13 protein-coding genes are annotated in these 16935 nt (G+C 53.2%); 3 read left to right on the top strand and 10 right to left on the bottom strand.

Annotated features, from left to right (window positions below):
• Positions 1-35 precede the first annotated feature (35 nt).
• Together ABD931_RS16765 and ABD931_RS16760 are read left to right on the top strand one after the other, a co-directional pair.
• Positions 36-821, top strand: coding sequence for a glycosyltransferase (locus ABD931_RS16765; protein ID WP_345268979.1), 786 nt, complete (start codon positions 36-38; stop codon positions 819-821).
• 24 nt (positions 822-845) lie between these two features.
• A complete protein-coding gene (locus tag ABD931_RS16760) occupies positions 846-1643 on the top strand; it encodes a glycosyltransferase (protein ID WP_345268978.1) in 798 nt (265 codons plus the stop codon).
• Between the two features lie 58 nt (positions 1644-1701).
• Here ABD931_RS16760 and ABD931_RS16755 read toward each other — a convergent pair whose 3' ends face one another.
• Positions 1702-5898, bottom strand: coding sequence for a carbohydrate-binding protein (locus ABD931_RS16755; protein ID WP_345268977.1), 4197 nt, complete (start codon positions 5896-5898; stop codon positions 1702-1704).
• A 342-nt stretch (positions 5899-6240) separates the two neighbouring features.
• On the opposite strand from ABD931_RS16755, the gene ABD931_RS16750 reads away from it, so the two are divergent.
• Positions 6241-7437 (top strand): glycosyltransferase family 2 protein, encoded by a 1197-nt coding sequence (locus ABD931_RS16750; protein ID WP_345268976.1) that lies wholly within the window; start codon positions 6241-6243, stop codon positions 7435-7437.
• A gap of 24 nt (positions 7438-7461) precedes the next feature.
• Here ABD931_RS16750 and holA read toward each other — a convergent pair whose 3' ends face one another.
• The 9 genes from holA to ABD931_RS16705 form a co-directional block, all read right to left on the bottom strand.
• Positions 7462-8496 carry a DNA polymerase III subunit delta gene (holA, locus tag ABD931_RS16745; RefSeq protein ID WP_345268975.1) on the bottom strand — a complete coding sequence of 345 codons (1035 nt, stop codon included), beginning with the start codon at positions 8494-8496 and terminating at the stop codon, positions 7462-7464.
• 12 nt (positions 8497-8508) lie between these two features.
• Positions 8509-9114, bottom strand: coding sequence for an acyl carrier protein phosphodiesterase (locus ABD931_RS16740; protein ID WP_345268974.1), 606 nt, complete (start codon positions 9112-9114; stop codon positions 8509-8511).
• Positions 9111-9614: a deoxycytidylate deaminase gene (locus ABD931_RS16735; RefSeq protein ID WP_345268973.1), complete on the bottom strand. Its 504-nt coding sequence runs from the start codon at positions 9612-9614 to the stop codon at positions 9111-9113. The genes ABD931_RS16740 and ABD931_RS16735 overlap by 4 nt, the downstream gene beginning before the upstream one ends.
• 122 nt (positions 9615-9736) lie before the next feature.
• Positions 9737-11083, bottom strand: a complete 1347-nt coding sequence (locus ABD931_RS16730; protein WP_345268972.1) for an ABC1 kinase family protein — start codon at positions 11081-11083, stop codon at positions 9737-9739.
• 82 nt (positions 11084-11165) lie between these two features.
• On the bottom strand, positions 11166-11849 hold the full coding sequence (locus ABD931_RS16725) for a TetR/AcrR family transcriptional regulator (RefSeq protein ID WP_345268971.1): 684 nt from the start codon (positions 11847-11849) through the stop codon (positions 11166-11168).
• An 81-nt stretch (positions 11850-11930) separates the two neighbouring features.
• On the bottom strand, positions 11931-14030 hold the full coding sequence (locus tag ABD931_RS16720) for a ComEC/Rec2 family competence protein (protein ID WP_345268970.1): 2100 nt from the start codon (positions 14028-14030) through the stop codon (positions 11931-11933).
• The gene (locus ABD931_RS16715; protein ID WP_345268969.1) at positions 14027-14476 is read right to left on the bottom strand and encodes a GNAT family N-acetyltransferase; all 450 of its coding nucleotides are present in this window, start codon (positions 14474-14476) and stop codon (positions 14027-14029) included. Before ABD931_RS16715 ends, ABD931_RS16720 begins: the two co-directional genes overlap by 4 nt.
• A 4-nt stretch (positions 14477-14480) precedes the next feature.
• Positions 14481-15800, bottom strand: a complete 1320-nt coding sequence (locus ABD931_RS16710) for a M43 family zinc metalloprotease (protein ID WP_345268968.1) — start codon at positions 15798-15800, stop codon at positions 14481-14483.
• Positions 15781-16731: a PhoH family protein gene (locus ABD931_RS16705; protein WP_345268967.1), complete on the bottom strand. Its 951-nt coding sequence runs from the start codon at positions 16729-16731 to the stop codon at positions 15781-15783. Before ABD931_RS16705 ends, ABD931_RS16710 begins: the two co-directional genes overlap by 20 nt.
• Positions 16732-16935: the final 204 nt, after the last annotated feature.

Raw genomic sequence — 16935 nt, 5'->3', positions numbered from 1 at the left:
CAGAACGTTATACCAACTGATACCTCGTAAACCCTATGAACAACCACTTTGCCGGTGTCACCCTACTGGTCACTCACTACAACCGAAGCAGCTCCCTTAAACGGTTACTGGAAACGTTCCGGCAGCTCGGTTGTTCGTTTGAAGACATCGTCGTTTCGGACGACGGCAGTAAGCCGGACCATCTGACGCTGGTCCGGCAATACGCGCAAACCTACCCATTCCGGCTGATTACAACCCCAGTCAATAAGGGTCTCGGCAACAATATCAACAAAGGGCAGGATGCGGTGCAAACCCCCTATACCCTGTACATTCAGGAGGATTTTGTGCCTAAAGCGTCGTTTGCCCGGCATTTTGCGGATGCGCTGGCGTTTATGCAGCAGGACCCAGGTCTGGATCTGGTGCGTTTTTATGCCTACTTCCGCTACCCCTACCTGAAACCTTACGGCAAGGGATTTTCGGAAATGATCTTCAAACCAGAGCTTTGGTACAGCGACCACCTGAAATTTTACCTCTATAGCGACCACCCTCACCTTCGGAGGAGCCATTTTCCGGACAAGTTTGGCCGGTATGCAGAGGGTATTCATTCCGACAAAACCGAGTTTCTGATGTGCCTGTCGGTCATTAAAAAGAAAGCCCGCGGCCTTTTCCTGAACCAGTTCAGCGAAATGTTCGACCAGCTAAACCCACCCGAAGAACCCAGTACCATCGGCCGGAGCGACTGGCGGCAAAGCCGGAACCCCTTGTTTCTGCTGCTGCGCTGGGGTTACCTTAAAATCAGACTTGTCAAAAACAGCTATGAATTAGCCACGCTCACCGAGTAGCCATTCTCCCGTATTAAACTCTCAATGGAACCAACATCAACGCATTTTCCGGGGGTAACCCTGCTGATTACGCATTTCAACCGAAGCAGTTCGCTCAGGCGGCTACTGGACGCATTCAGCCGGCTTCAGTGTACATTTGAAGACATTGTGGTGTCTGATGACGGCAGCAAGCCCGAACACCTGAGTGTGGTTCAGGCGCTGGCGGAGACCTATCCGCTCCGGCTGATAACGACCCCCAAAAACAAAGGCCTGGCCAACAACCTCAATAAGGGGCAGGTCGCGGTACGTACCCCCTATACCCTATATGTTCAGGAAGACTTCGTCCCCAAAGCTGCGTTTGCCCGGCATTTTACCGATGCCCTAAGGTTTATGCAGCAGGAGCCCGATCTGGACATTGTGCGCTTTTACGCGTACTTCGCCTATCCGTATTTACGGCCCTACGCCAACGGATATTCCGAAATGCTTTACCAGCCCTGGTACCTCGATTACAATAAGATCTACTATTACAGCGACCACCCCCACCTTCGGAGGAGCCATTTTCTGGACAAGTTTGGCCGCTACGTGGAAGGAATCAAATCCGACAAAGCGGAATACCTGATGTGTGTGTCCTTTATAAAGAACAAAGGCCGGGGGCTGTTCCTGACCGACTTCCGGGCCATGTTCGACCAGGTGAATCCGCCGGAAGAGCCCAGCACGGTAAGCCGGAACAACTGGCGTCAACAAAGCCGGAACCCTTTCATTGTTGCGCTCAGAACCGTATATCGGCAGCTAAAATACAATTACGACCTGCATCTTTCCGGCAATAAAGCGCGTATCAACTAAAACAAAACAGGCAGCCCGTCCGGAACTGCCTGTTTTGTTTCAACCCTTACGTTTTGCCTCAACGACTTTTCAGAACTTTACGAATAACTCGTTCCGACCCGTTCCTTATTTCCAGCAGATACATGCCCTCCTGTAAGGCTGACACGTCGAGCTTGTACGTCGACTTGCTTCCGGTTGGGTGAATCGTGAGGTGCCGGTATTGTTTACCCAATCCGGCATCGAACAGACTGAGTTCAAAAGCCTCCGCCCGGTCGGCCGGAATATCGATCAACACATAATCGGTGGTAGGATTTGGATACACCCGAATCAACTGCTCCAATGGGGTTGTGGCGTTTTCGGTGGCTTGCGACTCAGTGACAGCAGCCACAGCCGTTCGCCCTCCGTTGGGCGTCTGGTTCGACGCAATTACAAACACCGGTGTTTCGGTTACCGTGAGTGTCAGTTTCCCCTGTACCGTATTTACCTCCTGCACCTCCATCGTGTTGCTACCTGCTTTTGGGGTGTAGATTTTGGCTTGGGTAGCGGTGCCTAAATCCAGCGTATACTGTGCAGTTCGGCCGGTTTCGTCCGGAACCACCAGTATATACGCCGATTTTCCGCCCGACTCGTAGCGGTCCACAATCGGATCAGCGTGGAGTGTCTGCCTGTAGGTGTACTCACCCAGCAGTTGGTTGACCTGGTAAATGTAATCGGCAGCCGGTTTACGGGTATGGTTGGGGTTCATCAGGCCCGACGAGCCAAACTGGATCGGGCTCAGGAAGTTATCGTCGTATAGCTGATAGAGAAACACTTTTTCGATCCCCAAACGGGCATAAAACAGTGCCGTCCGCAGTATCCAGTCGGCCTGGGTTTGCAGCGCCGATTTGTTACCGATGGGAATGGCTTTGATCGGACTCCCCTGATTGACATCATAACCGGTTTCGGTAATCCAGACCGGCATATCGCCGGCCAGTGCGTGCGCAACGTCGATAAACTCTTTGGCAATCCGGCCGGCAGATGATCCCTCCGGCGCCACTCCCCTGGTTGAGGTTCCACTCTGCGAAGAGTTGGCATCATCGGTATAGAGGTGGTAGTTGATAACATCCCAGCACAGGTTGATTCTGCCGTCGGGCCGATAGCCCCGAAACTCCTTACACCAGTCAATCATCCCTTTCAGGTAGTCGGCACCGGCATAGGCCGAGGCTAGTCCCCCCATCACGACTTTCACCGACGGGTCGGCGTTTTTAACCCCAACGCCCGGCCCCATTGTATTTTTGTGTCCGTCATAAAAAGCTGATAAGTTTGCTGCGTATTCGCGGGCGGTCTGGTAGGCTTTTCTGCCTTTCCACCATTTGTCGCGCTCGTTGTCGCATTCAATATAGGAGATCAGGCCCAGGCCAATTTTAACGGTGTTCACGCCATCGCCGGTCCACCGCTGCGCACTATTTACGCTCAGCAGGGCCGGGTTTACAGCCGGATTATGACCATACCGGGCAATGTACTGAAAAGCCACTTTTGCCTGCTCGATATAGGAATTGGGGTCGGAATAGTCTTTACCGTACCGCACCGGTACGTTCTCAGCATCCCGCTCGGCCTCCGGGTAGGTCAATTGCATCCAGTGGGGAATCGTTTTCAGGTCGGCCAGCACTTCAATGCCTTCTGCTTTACAGCGTTCGTAAATAATATCGTAGTTCCAGCCTCCGCTATGCACCGGATTATAGGTGTATTTCCCTTGCTGGGATTCCAGCTTCTCCCAATCCATGTAATGACGGATACCCGTAAACGTTTTTACGGCCTGAAGCTTGGTTTCGTTAATAACCGTCGGATTCTGGCCATCTTCAAAGTCCCATTCAAAGGCATTGATCCCAAACATATTTTTCAGCTTGATGGCTTTTGCCGGGGCCGGGGTAGGTGTCTGGCTTGATGGCGTATAGGAGCCGTAAATCTCCATTTCGTTGGGATAACCCCAGTATGCATTAATAACCAGGTAACGGACGCCTGATATGGGCGTATCCAGCTTGAACCGGGCGTCACCAGTGGTAGGGCGATTGGGATAGGGCCCAACCCAGGTATTGTATTCCTGCCCCGTAAATGTGGCAATAGGAATCCGCTGCCATTGATTTGTGATAACTGAAACCGTCATGGGGGCATCCTGCATGGAGCCTTCTCCATCGTAAAATTTAATTCCTTCGATGGTCATTTCCTCGCCGTCGAGCAGCGGATAATACGCATCAAAGTTACTTAGTATCTTACCCCATCCGGTTTCAACCCGCACATTGGTCTGCCCGTCGAATAAGCCATCCAGACCGTTGCTCACATTGTTTAGCTGGTACCAGCGCTTCGGGTCGATAGGAATTTTAACGCCGAACGAAACCACCGGCGGATTATTGATCGGAGCTGCCTGCACCGTCAGGCTCCGCGAAACGGCTTCTGCGGTTATAAACTGCGCATTACCCGCCTGAGATGCCGTAATCGTAGCCGGTCCCGCCCCCACTACTGTAGCCTTCCAGCTTCCGGTCGAGTTGGAAACCGATACAACAGCCGGATTGGACGAGGTAAACGAAATTGGGGTTGCGGTATTATTGCTGGTAGCGACCAGGTCAAAAGCGGGGTCACCCACCGTTTTAGCGGGCAGGTCGCCGAAGGTGATCACCGACTGCGTTTGCGAAGGGGGCGGAGTTCCGCCACCAATTACCTCCAGCCAGTTGAAGTTCCAGTCGCCATTGACGGCAAACACCCGCAGCACCTGATCGCCGGCGGGCAGGCTGACCACCATGCTAAGAGTAGTCCAGCTCTGCCAGCCTCCGGTTTGGGGAACGCTAACCTGCCCCAGCACAGCCCCATTTGCTGCCCGAAGCTGAATGATCCCGTTACCGTAGGCGTTAGCTACCCGGAAGTTTACGGTATATGTACCGGCTGTGGTGGTTCTGACGTTGAAGTCAAGCCAGTCATTGGCGTCGATCCGCCCCACGTTGAGCCCCCCGCCGGCGTCTGAGGTGGTCTCCGTCTGGATTCCGAACATGGCATCGTAATCTTCCGCTTCAAGTTTGGCGGGGATTGGTTTGGCGGCAAACGCTTCGAAGTAGTTAAAATTCCAGGCCCCCTGTTCGGCATAGATGCGCAACACCTGAGAGCCGGCGGGCAGCGGGACAATGGTGCTGATGATGGTCCAGTTTTGCCAGCCCCCGGTTTGCGGTACGCTAACCTGCCCCAGTATACTCCCCCCTGCATTCCGGATCTGAATTTTACCGTTGCCGTAGCTGTTGGCTACCCGGAATTTAAAGGTGTAATTTCCCGCCGACGCTACGCTCACGTTATAGTCCATCCAGTCGCCGTCATCGATCCAGCCCACATTCTGCCCTCCGCCGGCATCGGCCGTATTCTCAGTCTGAACACCCGACATGGCATCGTAGTTTTCGGCTTCAATTTTACCCGGAATGGATTTAACCGGTACCAGCTCCAGCCAGTTGAAGTTCCAGTCACCCTGTACTGCATACACCCGCAACACCTGAGAGCCGGCGGTGATTGTCACCGGAATACTAAGGGTGGTCCAGCTCTGCCAGCCCCCTGTCTGGGGTATGCTGGCCTGCCCCAAAACAGCGCCGGTGGCCGTTCTGATCTCAACGACCCCATTTCCGTAACTGTTGGCCACCCGCAGGTTCAGCTGGTAACTTCCTGTCGAAGCAATAATTACGTTATAATCGAGCCAGTCACCCGCATCGATCCAGCCTACGTTCAGCCCTCCGCCGGCATCGGTAGTAGCCTCCGTCTGGATTCCCGACATGGCATCGTAGCTTTCGGCCTCCAGCTTACCGGGTAGGGGCCGGGCACTGCTGACCTCAAACCAATTGAAATTCCAGTCGCCCTGAACAGCATAGATCCGAATCGTTTGCGCTCCGGCAGTGAGTGGAATAATGGCGCTGATGGTAACCCAGCTTTGCCACCCGCCCGTACGGGGAACAGGAAGTTGCCCCAGGGCCACGCCCCCAGCATTTCGGACTTCAATTTTACCATCACCGTAGCTGTTGGCAACCCGAAACCGAAAGGTATAATTTCCGGTGGCGGGCACCACCACCTGGTAATCCATCCAGTCACCCGCATCAATCCAGCCCACATTCTGCCCCCCACCAGCATCAGAGGTATTTTCTGTTTGGACACCATACATAGCATCATAACTCTCTGCTTCTAGTTTACCAGGCAGGGTTTTTTGAGCTACCGAATAGGATAAGCCGGCAATTGACCATAAAAAGAAAACGGCAGGTAAAAGTACGTTCATAGAGACTAGTAATAAAGTTTAGACGTGTAAACTAAAATGTGCACAATACATTCATCTACCAGACAGGTAGATTGCTATTCAATAGATACGCCGATGAAGAAAGGAATAAGTGTGGAGACGTTGTATACAGATATCGGCTGTTTGAAAACCATTGTTTATTATTGCTTAAATTAAGCAATTAAATTATGATTAAACAATAAGATATGACCAAATTTGTAAAATTTAATGTGACTTGCTGCTTCCTTTTTCGTTACGGGGTTTGATTTAGCAATTCGGCTTATTTAACTTACCTTGCCTACAGAAATTATATCATTACAGACGATTTAGCCTATCAACTGCAGCATGGACATTTTGGGGTACCTTTTCTTTCTTCCGCTTGGCCTGTTCCTGTTCTTTAATGTTATTTACCTGTTTATCTTTGCCCTGGCCGGCCATTTTACCGGCAGTGATGATATTTCTCCGGCCAATCCGCCAACGCGTTACCGACGAATTGCCATTCTGATTCCCGCGTATAAAGAAGATAAAGTCATTATCGACTCGGTACAAGCCAATCTTAGCCTGGACTATCCCCGGCAGTCGTTCGACCTCTTTGTTATTGCCGATTCCTTCCAGCCGGTTACGCTGCAAAAACTGGCAGATTATCCAATAAAGATCGTTGAAGTGTCATTTGAACAGTCGACGGTTCAAAAATCCATTTCCTACGCACTGGCGCAAATTCCCGACCACGCTTACGACATAATATTGATCTCGGACGCCGATAATCATATGGCCCCGGATTTTCTGAGCCGGATCAATCTGGCGTTTGACAAAGGCTGGCGGGCGGTTCAGGGGCACCGGGTAGCTAAGAATACCAACACCAGTGTGGCAGTTCTGGATGCCATGAACGAGGAGGTCAATAACCATATTTTTAGGGCCGGGCAGCGGGCAATGGGGTTGTCGGCCTCTCTGATTGGCTCAGGTATGGCCTTTGAACCTATCCCGATGAAATCGGCAATGAGCCGGATTCATACCGTTGGGGGCTACGATAAGGAGCTGGAGATGAACCTAATGGTCGACGGCCTGGTCATTGCGTATCTGAAAGACGCGTTTATCTACGATGAGAAAGTTCAGAATCTGGACGTTTTTGAACGGCAGCGTACGCGGTGGATTGCGGCTCAGATTCAGTTTGTATCGGTATTTTTCAGGACCGGTATCCGCCAGTTTCTTCGGGGGAATTTTCACGCAGCCAACGGCCTGCTCAAAGCCCTGGTTTTACCCCGAACGCTGCTGTTAGCTGTTCTGACGGTTGGTTTCCTGCTGACCCTGTTCCTGGCCAACGTTCAGTTCCAGCAGGCCTATGGCTTTATGCTGGGCATACTCGTAATCAGCCTGTTAATGTCGGTACCCGGTTATCTCTGGCGAAAACTTTCCCTGCGTGATCTGGCTACATTTCCTCTGGTCGTTTTCCGGATGGTCAGATCGTTGCTTAAGTTCAACACGGCCCGCAAAAAATTTCTGCATACGCCCCATGGCGAATCCACTCCTCAGCAGAACAACTAAGAAACCGGGTCAGGTATTGGGCAATTAATGCAGTATGTCAAAAACCAGTTGCCGGAGAATATCCCCCTCGTTCATGGATGGCGATTCAATGCCTTTGGCCAGGGCATCTGACCGGCGGATGGCGTGAATGATTGCCACCACTTTCGGCAGTGGAAAGGTGCGGGCCGCCGATAAATAATCTTTGGCAAAGAAGGGGTTAATGCCCAGCAAAGCGGCAACGGCTTTATCCGACTGCTCTTTAGTTGCCTGCACCATCAGCACCCGGCTGAAATACTGGAACAGTTGCGTGAGAATGACAATTAAGGGGTTGTCCTTGGCGTTGCGACCAAAATAATCGACAATGCGGTTCGCCTTCACCACGTCGCGCTGCACCAGGGCTTTCTGCAACTCAAAAACATTGTATTCTTTGCTGATACCCACCAGCCGCTCCACCGTGCCGGCCGAAATCTCTTCGCCTACGTGCAGGTTCAGCAGGATTTTGTCAATCTCCCCCGCCAGCCGCTTCAGGTCGTTGCCGATAGCGTCCACCAGCATCTGGCAGGCTTTGGGGCTTACCTTTGCGCCCTGCTCATGGCAGTAATCGGCAACCCAATCGACTAGTTTATTTTCGTAAAGCTTTTTAACGCCCAACAACACGCCTTTTTGCCCAAAGGCTTTCACCCAGGTTTTGCGCTCATCCAGGCCGGCCTTGCCGTCTTCTCTGGTGAAACACATCATCAGAATCGTGCTCGTCAGCGGATTTTGGGCGTAATCTTCCAGAAGCTGCTGGCTGCTTTTATCCCCGATGCCACCCATCAGTTGGGCCTCTTTGACCAGTACCAACTGCCGCTCGGCCATAAACGGATATCGTCGGGCGTAGTTCAGCACCGCCCCCACATCGGTATCTTTGCCAAACAGCACGAACTGGTTGAATCCCCGCTCGGCCACCGGCACGGCCACTTTTTCGAGCTCGTCGGCGATGCGGTCCAGGTAATAGGGTTCATCGCCGTGAATCAGGTACACGGGAGCCAGTCGTTTATTTCGAATATCTTTAAGCAGCGTATTAACAGCGGGGATCATAGCAGGGCAAAACTACGCGAAACCGGGCAAACTGACCAGCCTCTCGCGGGCAAAAGCCGCCAGCTGCGGCCAGAACCGCTCAAAGCATTGCCCAATAAAGGCGTAATACACATTAAAATCGTCGATAGCCGTGTCCAGCCCCGACGGAAAAGCCGTCCGGCGCGAGAGTCCCTTCAGCGAACGATCGATGCCTTCGGTGCTTTGGTAATGGCTCAGCCAGTCGTACCGGATCATAGCCTCGGCCATCCGGTCGGCACCCGGCGGCAGCCGGTCCCAATGGCGCTGCAGCACATCGTAAACAAAGGTGCGAAACTCACTCAGAGAGTCGACCGGACTAGCCTTAAGATTCAGGGCCAGGAAATGGTCGAAAAAGATATCGACAGCCACCCCGGCGTATTTATGACAACGCGGGTACAGCAACTGCCGCACAGCCGCCACCTGCGCATGGGCATCGGTGTATTCGTCAATGGCCCGGTGCAGCCACACGCCGGCCTGCTCATCAGCCGTGAGGCCATGACGCGGATTCGCCGGATTTCCTTTGATAAAATCAGCGATGAAATTACCGACAATCAGGCTTTCGTGCCGGCCGGAGAGGTATGCATGGGCCAGAATGTTCATGATACCGGCAACAGGCTGGGTTCTGAGGGTATCGAGAGCAGTTCCGATGGTTCGTACCGGTCGACCGTTACACCAAACCGGCGCAGAAATTCAACGCCTTCATCCACGGGTATTCCTTTGTATTCGGCATACGAATGGTAATAAATCACGCGGTCGATCTTCATACTGAAAATAATACGGGCGCAGGCAATGCAGGGCGAGAGTGTCACGTATAAGGTCGCGCCTTCTACACTGGAGCCGTTTTTAGCCGCATACAGAATGGCGTTCTGCTCGGCATGAAGCGCCAGTGAGCAGCTTCCTTTCGAGTCGCGGGGGCAGCCTACACCCGGAAACTCTTCGTCGCAGTTGTGGGTACCCGCCGGGGGGCCGTTGTACCCGATCGAAATAATCCGGGTATCTTTGGTCAGCACCGCGCCAACCTGGGCTTTAATGCAATGCGACCGTTTGGCCAGATTAACGGCCAGTTCCATAAAAATATCGTCAAATCTGGGTTTACCCATGCCGGTGGATTCAATCTGTTTTCGGAAAATAGTCAGAAAAGCTCAAATTGGCAAATGCCGCTTTTGCTTTCTTTCCCTTCCGCCGAATTCACCGGCACCCTAACGTCCAGGTAATCAATGCATCAGGCCGTAGCGCCCTGCAGTTCATCCCGGAGCTTGCGCGACAGCAGCCAATCGGGCTTATGGGTAATTACGGTTGCTTTCAACTCATTCAACATGGAATACAAGCCGTAATACGTGCGATTGATGTATAAGCCATCCTGCGAGCCTCTGGCCACTTTGGAATTCTTCAGCTCATCAATCTTGGATAATTCTTCGGCAAAGGCGTAGACGCGGTCAAAATAAGCATCGTTGCCGAAGTCAAACTCGCGAACGCTGAAGGGCATTCCCAGCATGAAGATCATCTGCTTGAACAGGTCGGTGAAAAACGCTTCTTCTTTTGGACTGTCGCCGGGGACCAGAAACTCCAGGTTGCGGAAGATTTGCTTAGTCAGGGCCTCATCGTCCAGGGTGTCGAAGTTGATGAGCCGGAAATAATTCTCGTAGAAATAATCCGGGATTACCTTCACGCAGCCGAAGTCGATCACGCCCATCGTACCGTCGGCCCGCATCAGAAAATTGCCGGGATGCGGATCAGCATGAACCTGCTTCAGGGTATGTACCTGGTAATTGTAAAAATCCCACAACGCCTGCCCAATCTGGTTGCGCACCTCCTGCGATGGATTCGTTTTCAGGAAATCTTTCAGGTGCAGCCCTTCCAGCCAGTCCATCGTCAGAATGCGCTTGCTGGACAGTTCCGGGTAATATTTGGGGAATACCAGATTAGCAATATGGGCGCAGGATTCAGAAATAGCCACCGAACGTTTCAGTTCCAGATCATAATCGGTCTCTTCGAGCAACTTGGCCTCCACCTCTCCCATATAGCGGTCAATATCGCGCTCATTGAGGTTCAGCAGCCGTACCGCCAGGGGCTTGGCAATTTTCAGGTCGGAGGTCACGCTATCGGCCACGCCGGGGTATTGCACCTTTACGGCCAGCTTTTTGCCGCCTTTCCAGGCCTGATGCACCTGTCCGATGGAGGCTGCATTGACGGCCTCCATATCGAACCGGTCGTACAACTGCTGCGGAGATTTGCCGAAGTAATTACGGAAGGTTTTCACCACCAGCGGTCCTGACAAAGGCGGAGCCGAGTACTGCGACATGGCAAACTTATCGACATAGGCCCTGGGCAAAATGTTCCGGTCCATGCTCAGCATCTGCGCCATCTTGAGCGCACTGCCTTTCAGTTCACTCAGCGCGTCGTAAATGTCGGCCGCGTTATCCGAATGCAGTTCCTCATTCCCCAAACCCGGCTGAACAAGCTTTTTGCTGTAATGCTTAATATAATTGCCACCCACCTTGATGCCCGCCTTCACGAACTGGCTCGCTCTGGCGACTTTGGTGGTGGGAATATGGTTTTGTGATTTCATAGGTTAGTCGATAGTCGTTGGTCGATAGTCAATAGGACTGTCGCCGTGTATGAGCGACTACTGACTATCGGCTACCGACTAATTATCTATTTTGGTAAATAAACTTGGCAAGGTCGATCAGCGAATCCAGCGGGGAGCGGCCTACCAGGTCGAAGGTGGTGTTTACGGCTTTTTCGATGGCCGTATCCGTTTTTTCAAAGTTTTTACTCACATCGCGCACCCAGAAATCCAGGATATACAGGGTCTGAATCCAAAGGCCATCGGCGTAGCGGTCGGTGACAAACGGACGGGGTTCAACCTCCCGGCTTTCGCGGCCTTCGGCCAGCAGATCGCGGGCAAAGTCGAAGAAAGCGTCTTTAAAGGGATCGAGCGAACGGCTGCGAGAGACGGTACTCCGCCGGGCGCGCAGCACCGGATTGGGCTCGTTACGGGCAGTTCCCGACGCTTCACGCAGCCGGTTGAAGCTGTAGGTGACAAAGCTCCGCTGGCTTTTCAGCCCTTCGATCCAGGTGTAGTAAAAGGCGAGCAGCTTTTCCCGAACCGAATAGGTCAGGTACACGGTGTCGGCCTCTACCGTTTGCCGGGCTTCCTGAAAGAAAGCCAGCCAGATGTCGGCCTCAATGGCGTCGAACGAAGCGTAGTAGTTGTAAAACTCAACTTCGGGAATTTTCAATTTCTTGGCAAACTGATAAACGGAGGGTGGTTGTTTGCCATGTTCCAAAACGTAATCACTGTACGTTTTGCGGATTTTTTCCAGCGTTTCCATACACTGAAGAAACGGCTGGTTCAGGGAAAAAGTTTTAGTAAAACCGGCGTTACAACCGCCTTTCGGCTTATTTATTTTTACCTACAGGTCAGCGACAAACGCCCCCTGCTGCCGGACCGAAAAACAGCGGATCGTCTGTTTGGCGGCTGCGGCCAGTAGCTGATCCGTCAGCGCCGTTTTGTTGGAATCGTCAAAGAGGATTTGCCGGGCCACCACGCGTCCGTTCAGTTGCTCCCAGGATCGGAGGGCATTCCGGCGAATGATCAGGTAATCCACCACGGCCGGCAATTGCCAGCGTTGGTACCCGCTTAGCCGGTTCACCAGCAGAATACGTTTTCCCTGCCACACCAGCATCCGGTAATCGCTGCTTCTGACTTCGGGAATGGCAGACACAGCCGTATCCGTCAGAGATGCCACCGTCAGATTGGTGACGCCCCACTGGCCAAACGTGTTTTTCAGGTAAAATTCAAACGTCCGGGGGTCTTTGCTGATGTCGAGGTCGGTAAACAGGGTTGCTTTTGAGCCTTCAACAAAACTCACTGCTGTTTTGTGCGGGAGAAAATGCACCGCCAGCCGACGCTGATGCTTTTGCAGGTAGTGGTCGGTGAGCAGGGTGCCGGTCAGCGAGACACCCAGAAAGCAGGTGAACCAGAGGTACGACTTTTGCCTCGTTACCAGCAGCGCTACCCCGCTCAGGATAAGCAGGTATACCAGTACCAACTGCCCTGGCGACAGCCAAAGGCCCTCCCAGTTGGCCCCTGGTAACTGACCGGTCATGGCCACCGACTGGTTGAGCAGCCAGGTCGTGTGCTGCAACAGCCAGCCGGCTACTGCATTCAGCCCCGGAACCCAGCATACGGCCAGGGTGGCCATCGCTACCGGAAGCAACACCTGCGACAGCAGCATCACAGCGGGGTTGGCCAGCAGAAAGTAAGTTGGAAACTGATGAAAATAGAATACCGCCAGCGGAAAGGTAGCCAGTTGGGCCACCAGGGCCAGGGCCGTCATCTCCCATACCTTATTCAGCCACGAATACCGGAACGAAAGCGACTGGTACAAACCCGACTGCCAGGCCCCGATACCCGCCACGGCCAGATACGATAACTGGAACCCCGCCGAGAACAGGGCGTACGGATCGGCGCAAAGGATAAAAAATGCCGAAGCCGCCAGGGTATTGGGCATAGTATGCGTTCGCCCCAGCATTCGGGCCAGGATGAGCAGGGTCAGCATACCCGCCGAGCGCAGCACCGGTGGCGAAAAGCCGGTCATTAAGGCGTAAAACCAGAGAATGCCCAGTTGAATACCGCCAAGTAGGTATTTTCCACCCCGCCGTTTTTCCAGAAACCCCAGCAGTACCGCCAACACACCAAACAGGATGGCTACATGCAGCCCGGACACCGACAGAATATGCACCGCCCCCGATGCGGCATACGCCCGGTACTGCTCCGGATCAACCTCATCCCGAATACCCAGGATCATGGCGTTGATTATTCCGTATTCAGGTCTGGAACCTACCTGTCGGGTAAATACACTATCGGCCAGCCGGTTAACCTTATTAGCTACGGCCACCAGCCGACTGGGCGGAGCATAGCCAAGCACCTGCCGCTGATGGTGTTGCAGGTACTGCTGGTGATAAATGCCTCTGATGGCAAGAAACCGCTTATAGTTGAATTCGCCGGGGTTCAGCGGAGGGTCAATGGTGCGCGGGGCACCCGCTACCAACCACACGTCGCCGTATTGGGGCAGGGGAATACCGGCTTTAGCGAGGTAGGCTATCACCCGGCCACTGAGCGGTTGATAGTGCCCGTCGACCAGTCCCCGGCGCAGGGCCAGTTCAACGCGGTAGGTTTTAGCCCGCTCTTCGGGTTGGCTGGTCACCACCGCTTCATAGGCCTCCAGCGGCCGGGTCAGGTTTAGCAGGTTGCTGGAACGCGTGGCTGGGGTATGCAGGCTGGTAATGCCCCAGCCGAGGGCAAACAGCATTAGCAGACTCCCGATGCCTGACCAGAGGGTAAGCGGCCTAGGCTGCTGCCGGAGCTTTCTATGCCAGCCCCAACCGAACAGTACGGCACCCGATACACCGAGTCCGACGACCAGAACGGCCAGATCCGGCTGCCAGACATAAAAAAGGATGCCGCCGGTGAGGGCGGCTGCGTAGCGAACAAACGGGTAGCCTTTCATGAAACCGGGTAGGCCGTCATGGGCAAGACCATTTTGTAATGCATTATGCCGCACTCATCGAAAAGGTCACCCACCGGTTCAAAACCGAAGCCGGCATAGAGGGGCATGGCGCTTACCTGTGCGTGCATATATACGGTCTCCGGATGCCCGTGGTACAGAAACACATCATCCAGCACGGCGCGTACCAGGGCTTTACCGACGCCCTGGCCCCGGTAGTCTTTCCGGACGGCAAACCGTTCCAGCTTAATACCTTTAGGTGTTTCGCGCCAGCGGGCGGTTCCGCAGGGCACTGCATGGGAACGAGCCAGAAAATGACGGCTGGTTTTTTCGTATTCGTCGTATTCCTCGTCGGCGGGCACCTGCTGTTCTTCTACAAATACCTCCCTGCGGATGACAAAAGCCTGGTCTAAATCGGCAGGCTGCGTAATCAGTATAACCTCTATCATAGGCTTACCGGACCAATAGCCGGCTGCTTATCTTTTCTGAATCAGTAGTCACCTGAACCACATACATACCGGTAGGTAATCCAAATACCGGCAGAAAAACCCGGGTGCTGGGCACGTCGGTGTATTGCACCGACCGGATCAGCCGGCCGTTCAGGTCCAGAACCCTCAGCGTAAAGGTTTTAAACCCGGTAAATAGCACATCGGCAATAGCCTCTGCATCGGCCGGATTCGGCGATAGCTGGAGGGTGAGGGTCTCGGTTTGGGGCAGGGATTCCAGCGATCTGAGTAATCGCTGCCGGCGGGGACTTAACGTTAAAACCGCCCGAACCCGGTTGCGCTGACCCTGGGTAAACAGGTTCATGCACCGGTCCGGCGAATAATCCATGTAATTTTCGATCTGATTACGGGTCCGGACATTGTTACAATTAGAGAAGGTCTGGGTACACTGGGTGGTTTGGTTAGCCCGTTCGGTGGGGGGCGTATCGGCTACGTAATCATCTCCGCAGACGGAGTCGCCCCAGGTATGAATCAGCCCAAGCCAGTGCCCGATCTCGTGGGTAGTTGTCCGGCCGCAGCAATAGGTGCTGTTGCGAACGGTACCAATACTCCGGCCAAAATACCGATAGTCGATAATCACCCCATCCGTAAATTCATTCGTTTCGCCCACACTTAAGCCCGGAATGGTAGTCCCACCCTCCGGAAACTGAGCAATACCCAGGTAATTGTTTGCAAGCGGAGCTACCCAGATGTTTAAATACCGGTCGCTGGGCCAGTACGCAATCTGCGACAGCAGAACATCGTCTCTGAACACATCAAAGCTTTCTTTGGCATTGTAGTGGCGGGTAATGCCGGTGGTCGACCGCCCGTTGGGATCGGTCTGGGCCAGAAAAAATTCGATACCCATATCAGCCCCAACCGGATCGGTATTGAAACCGGGCGTACCCTCCTGCCGGCGGTAATCTTCGTTCAGCACCCGGATCTGAGAGGCAATCTGCTCGTCGGAAATATTGGGGTTATTGTCTCCCCCAATAAAGCCGGAGGTATTGTAGTGAATGACGTGAACCACAACAGGAATCCGATAGATCGTCTCGGTGGTCCGGCCCTGCGCCTGCTGGGTTTTAAATGCCAGGATCTTTTGATTGAGGGCGTCAATATTAGTCCGGCGGAAAGGGTCCCGTTGCCTCAGCACCTGTTCGTACTCCACATGACCGCAGCGTTTCAGGGCGGTGTCGGGCAGAGGCTGCGCCTGAAGAGAAAGGAAAGAGCCGGCCAGCCAAAGCCAGCCGACTCCCGAACATACTGTATTACTGACCCGCTTCTTCATAGGCGGCAATAATCTCTTTGACTAATCGGTGACGAACCACATCGCGTCCATCCAATTCAACGAAGGCAATGCCTTTAATATTTTTGAGAATATCCACCGATTCAATCAAACCTGACTTCTGCTTATGCGGCAGGTCAATTTGCGAACGGTCGCCGGTGATGATGGCTTTGGAACTGGGTCCCATCCGGGTCAGGAACATCTTCATCTGCATGGGGGTGGTATTCTGCGCTTCGTCGAGCAGGATAAAGGCGTTGTTCAGGGTACGCCCGCGCATATACGCCAGTGGTGCAATCTCAATTATTCGGTTTTCGAGGTAATATTTAAGCTTTTCAGCCGGGATCATGTCGTCCAGCGCATCATAGATCGGGCGCAGGTATGGATCAATCTTTTCTTTCAGATCACCGGGCAGAAAGCCCAGGTTCTCGCCGGCTTCTACGGCCGGGCGGGTGATAATGATCTTCCTGACTTCCTTATTCTTAAGCGCCCGCACAGCAATGGCCACGGCCGTGTAGGTTTTACCCGTACCGGCCGGTCCAACGGCAAACACCAGATCGTGTTTCTCGGCGGCTTCAACCAGTTTCTGCTGGTTGGCGGTCTTGGCCCGTACTACCACCCCTTTGGTACCATATACCAGCACATCATCGTCGGCTACGATCTCCGGACGCGCTTCCGGCTGGGTGCCTCCGCTTATATATTCCTTCACATTCTCGTGGGTTAGTTTACCGTATTTCTGGTAATGCTCCATCAGGGAATCCAGAATGTCGGTAATACGGGTAATTTCCGGAGTTGTGCCTTTAATGCGGATCTCGTTGCCCCGCGAAATGATCTTACTCATCGGAAAGGCAGCTGCCACTTCCTTAATGTTGTTATTTTCCACGCCCAGAAACTCAGGTAAGGATACATTCTCAAGCGTGATTACTTTTTCGACCAAATGCTCAGTTCGTTTAAAGGTTTGTGCGTATTCGTAGTCCGAAATATATCGGGTTTGTTTAAGAGTACAACAAATTTTCCGTAAAATTTATTCGTTGCTGCCTAAGTTTTATATGAAGAAAAAAACAAGTCAGCTTTTCGTTGATTTATCGCTAAAGCCCGTGTATATTGCTCACGCCGGTCCTGCTCCTAACCTGTAAAATGA

The sequence above is a fragment of the Nibrella viscosa genome (assembly GCF_039541875.1).
Lineage (GTDB): Bacteria > Bacteroidota > Bacteroidia > Cytophagales > Spirosomataceae > Nibrella > Nibrella viscosa.
Note: the sequence above shows the minus strand (reverse complement) of the source record. Positions and strands in the feature narration are given on the sequence as shown.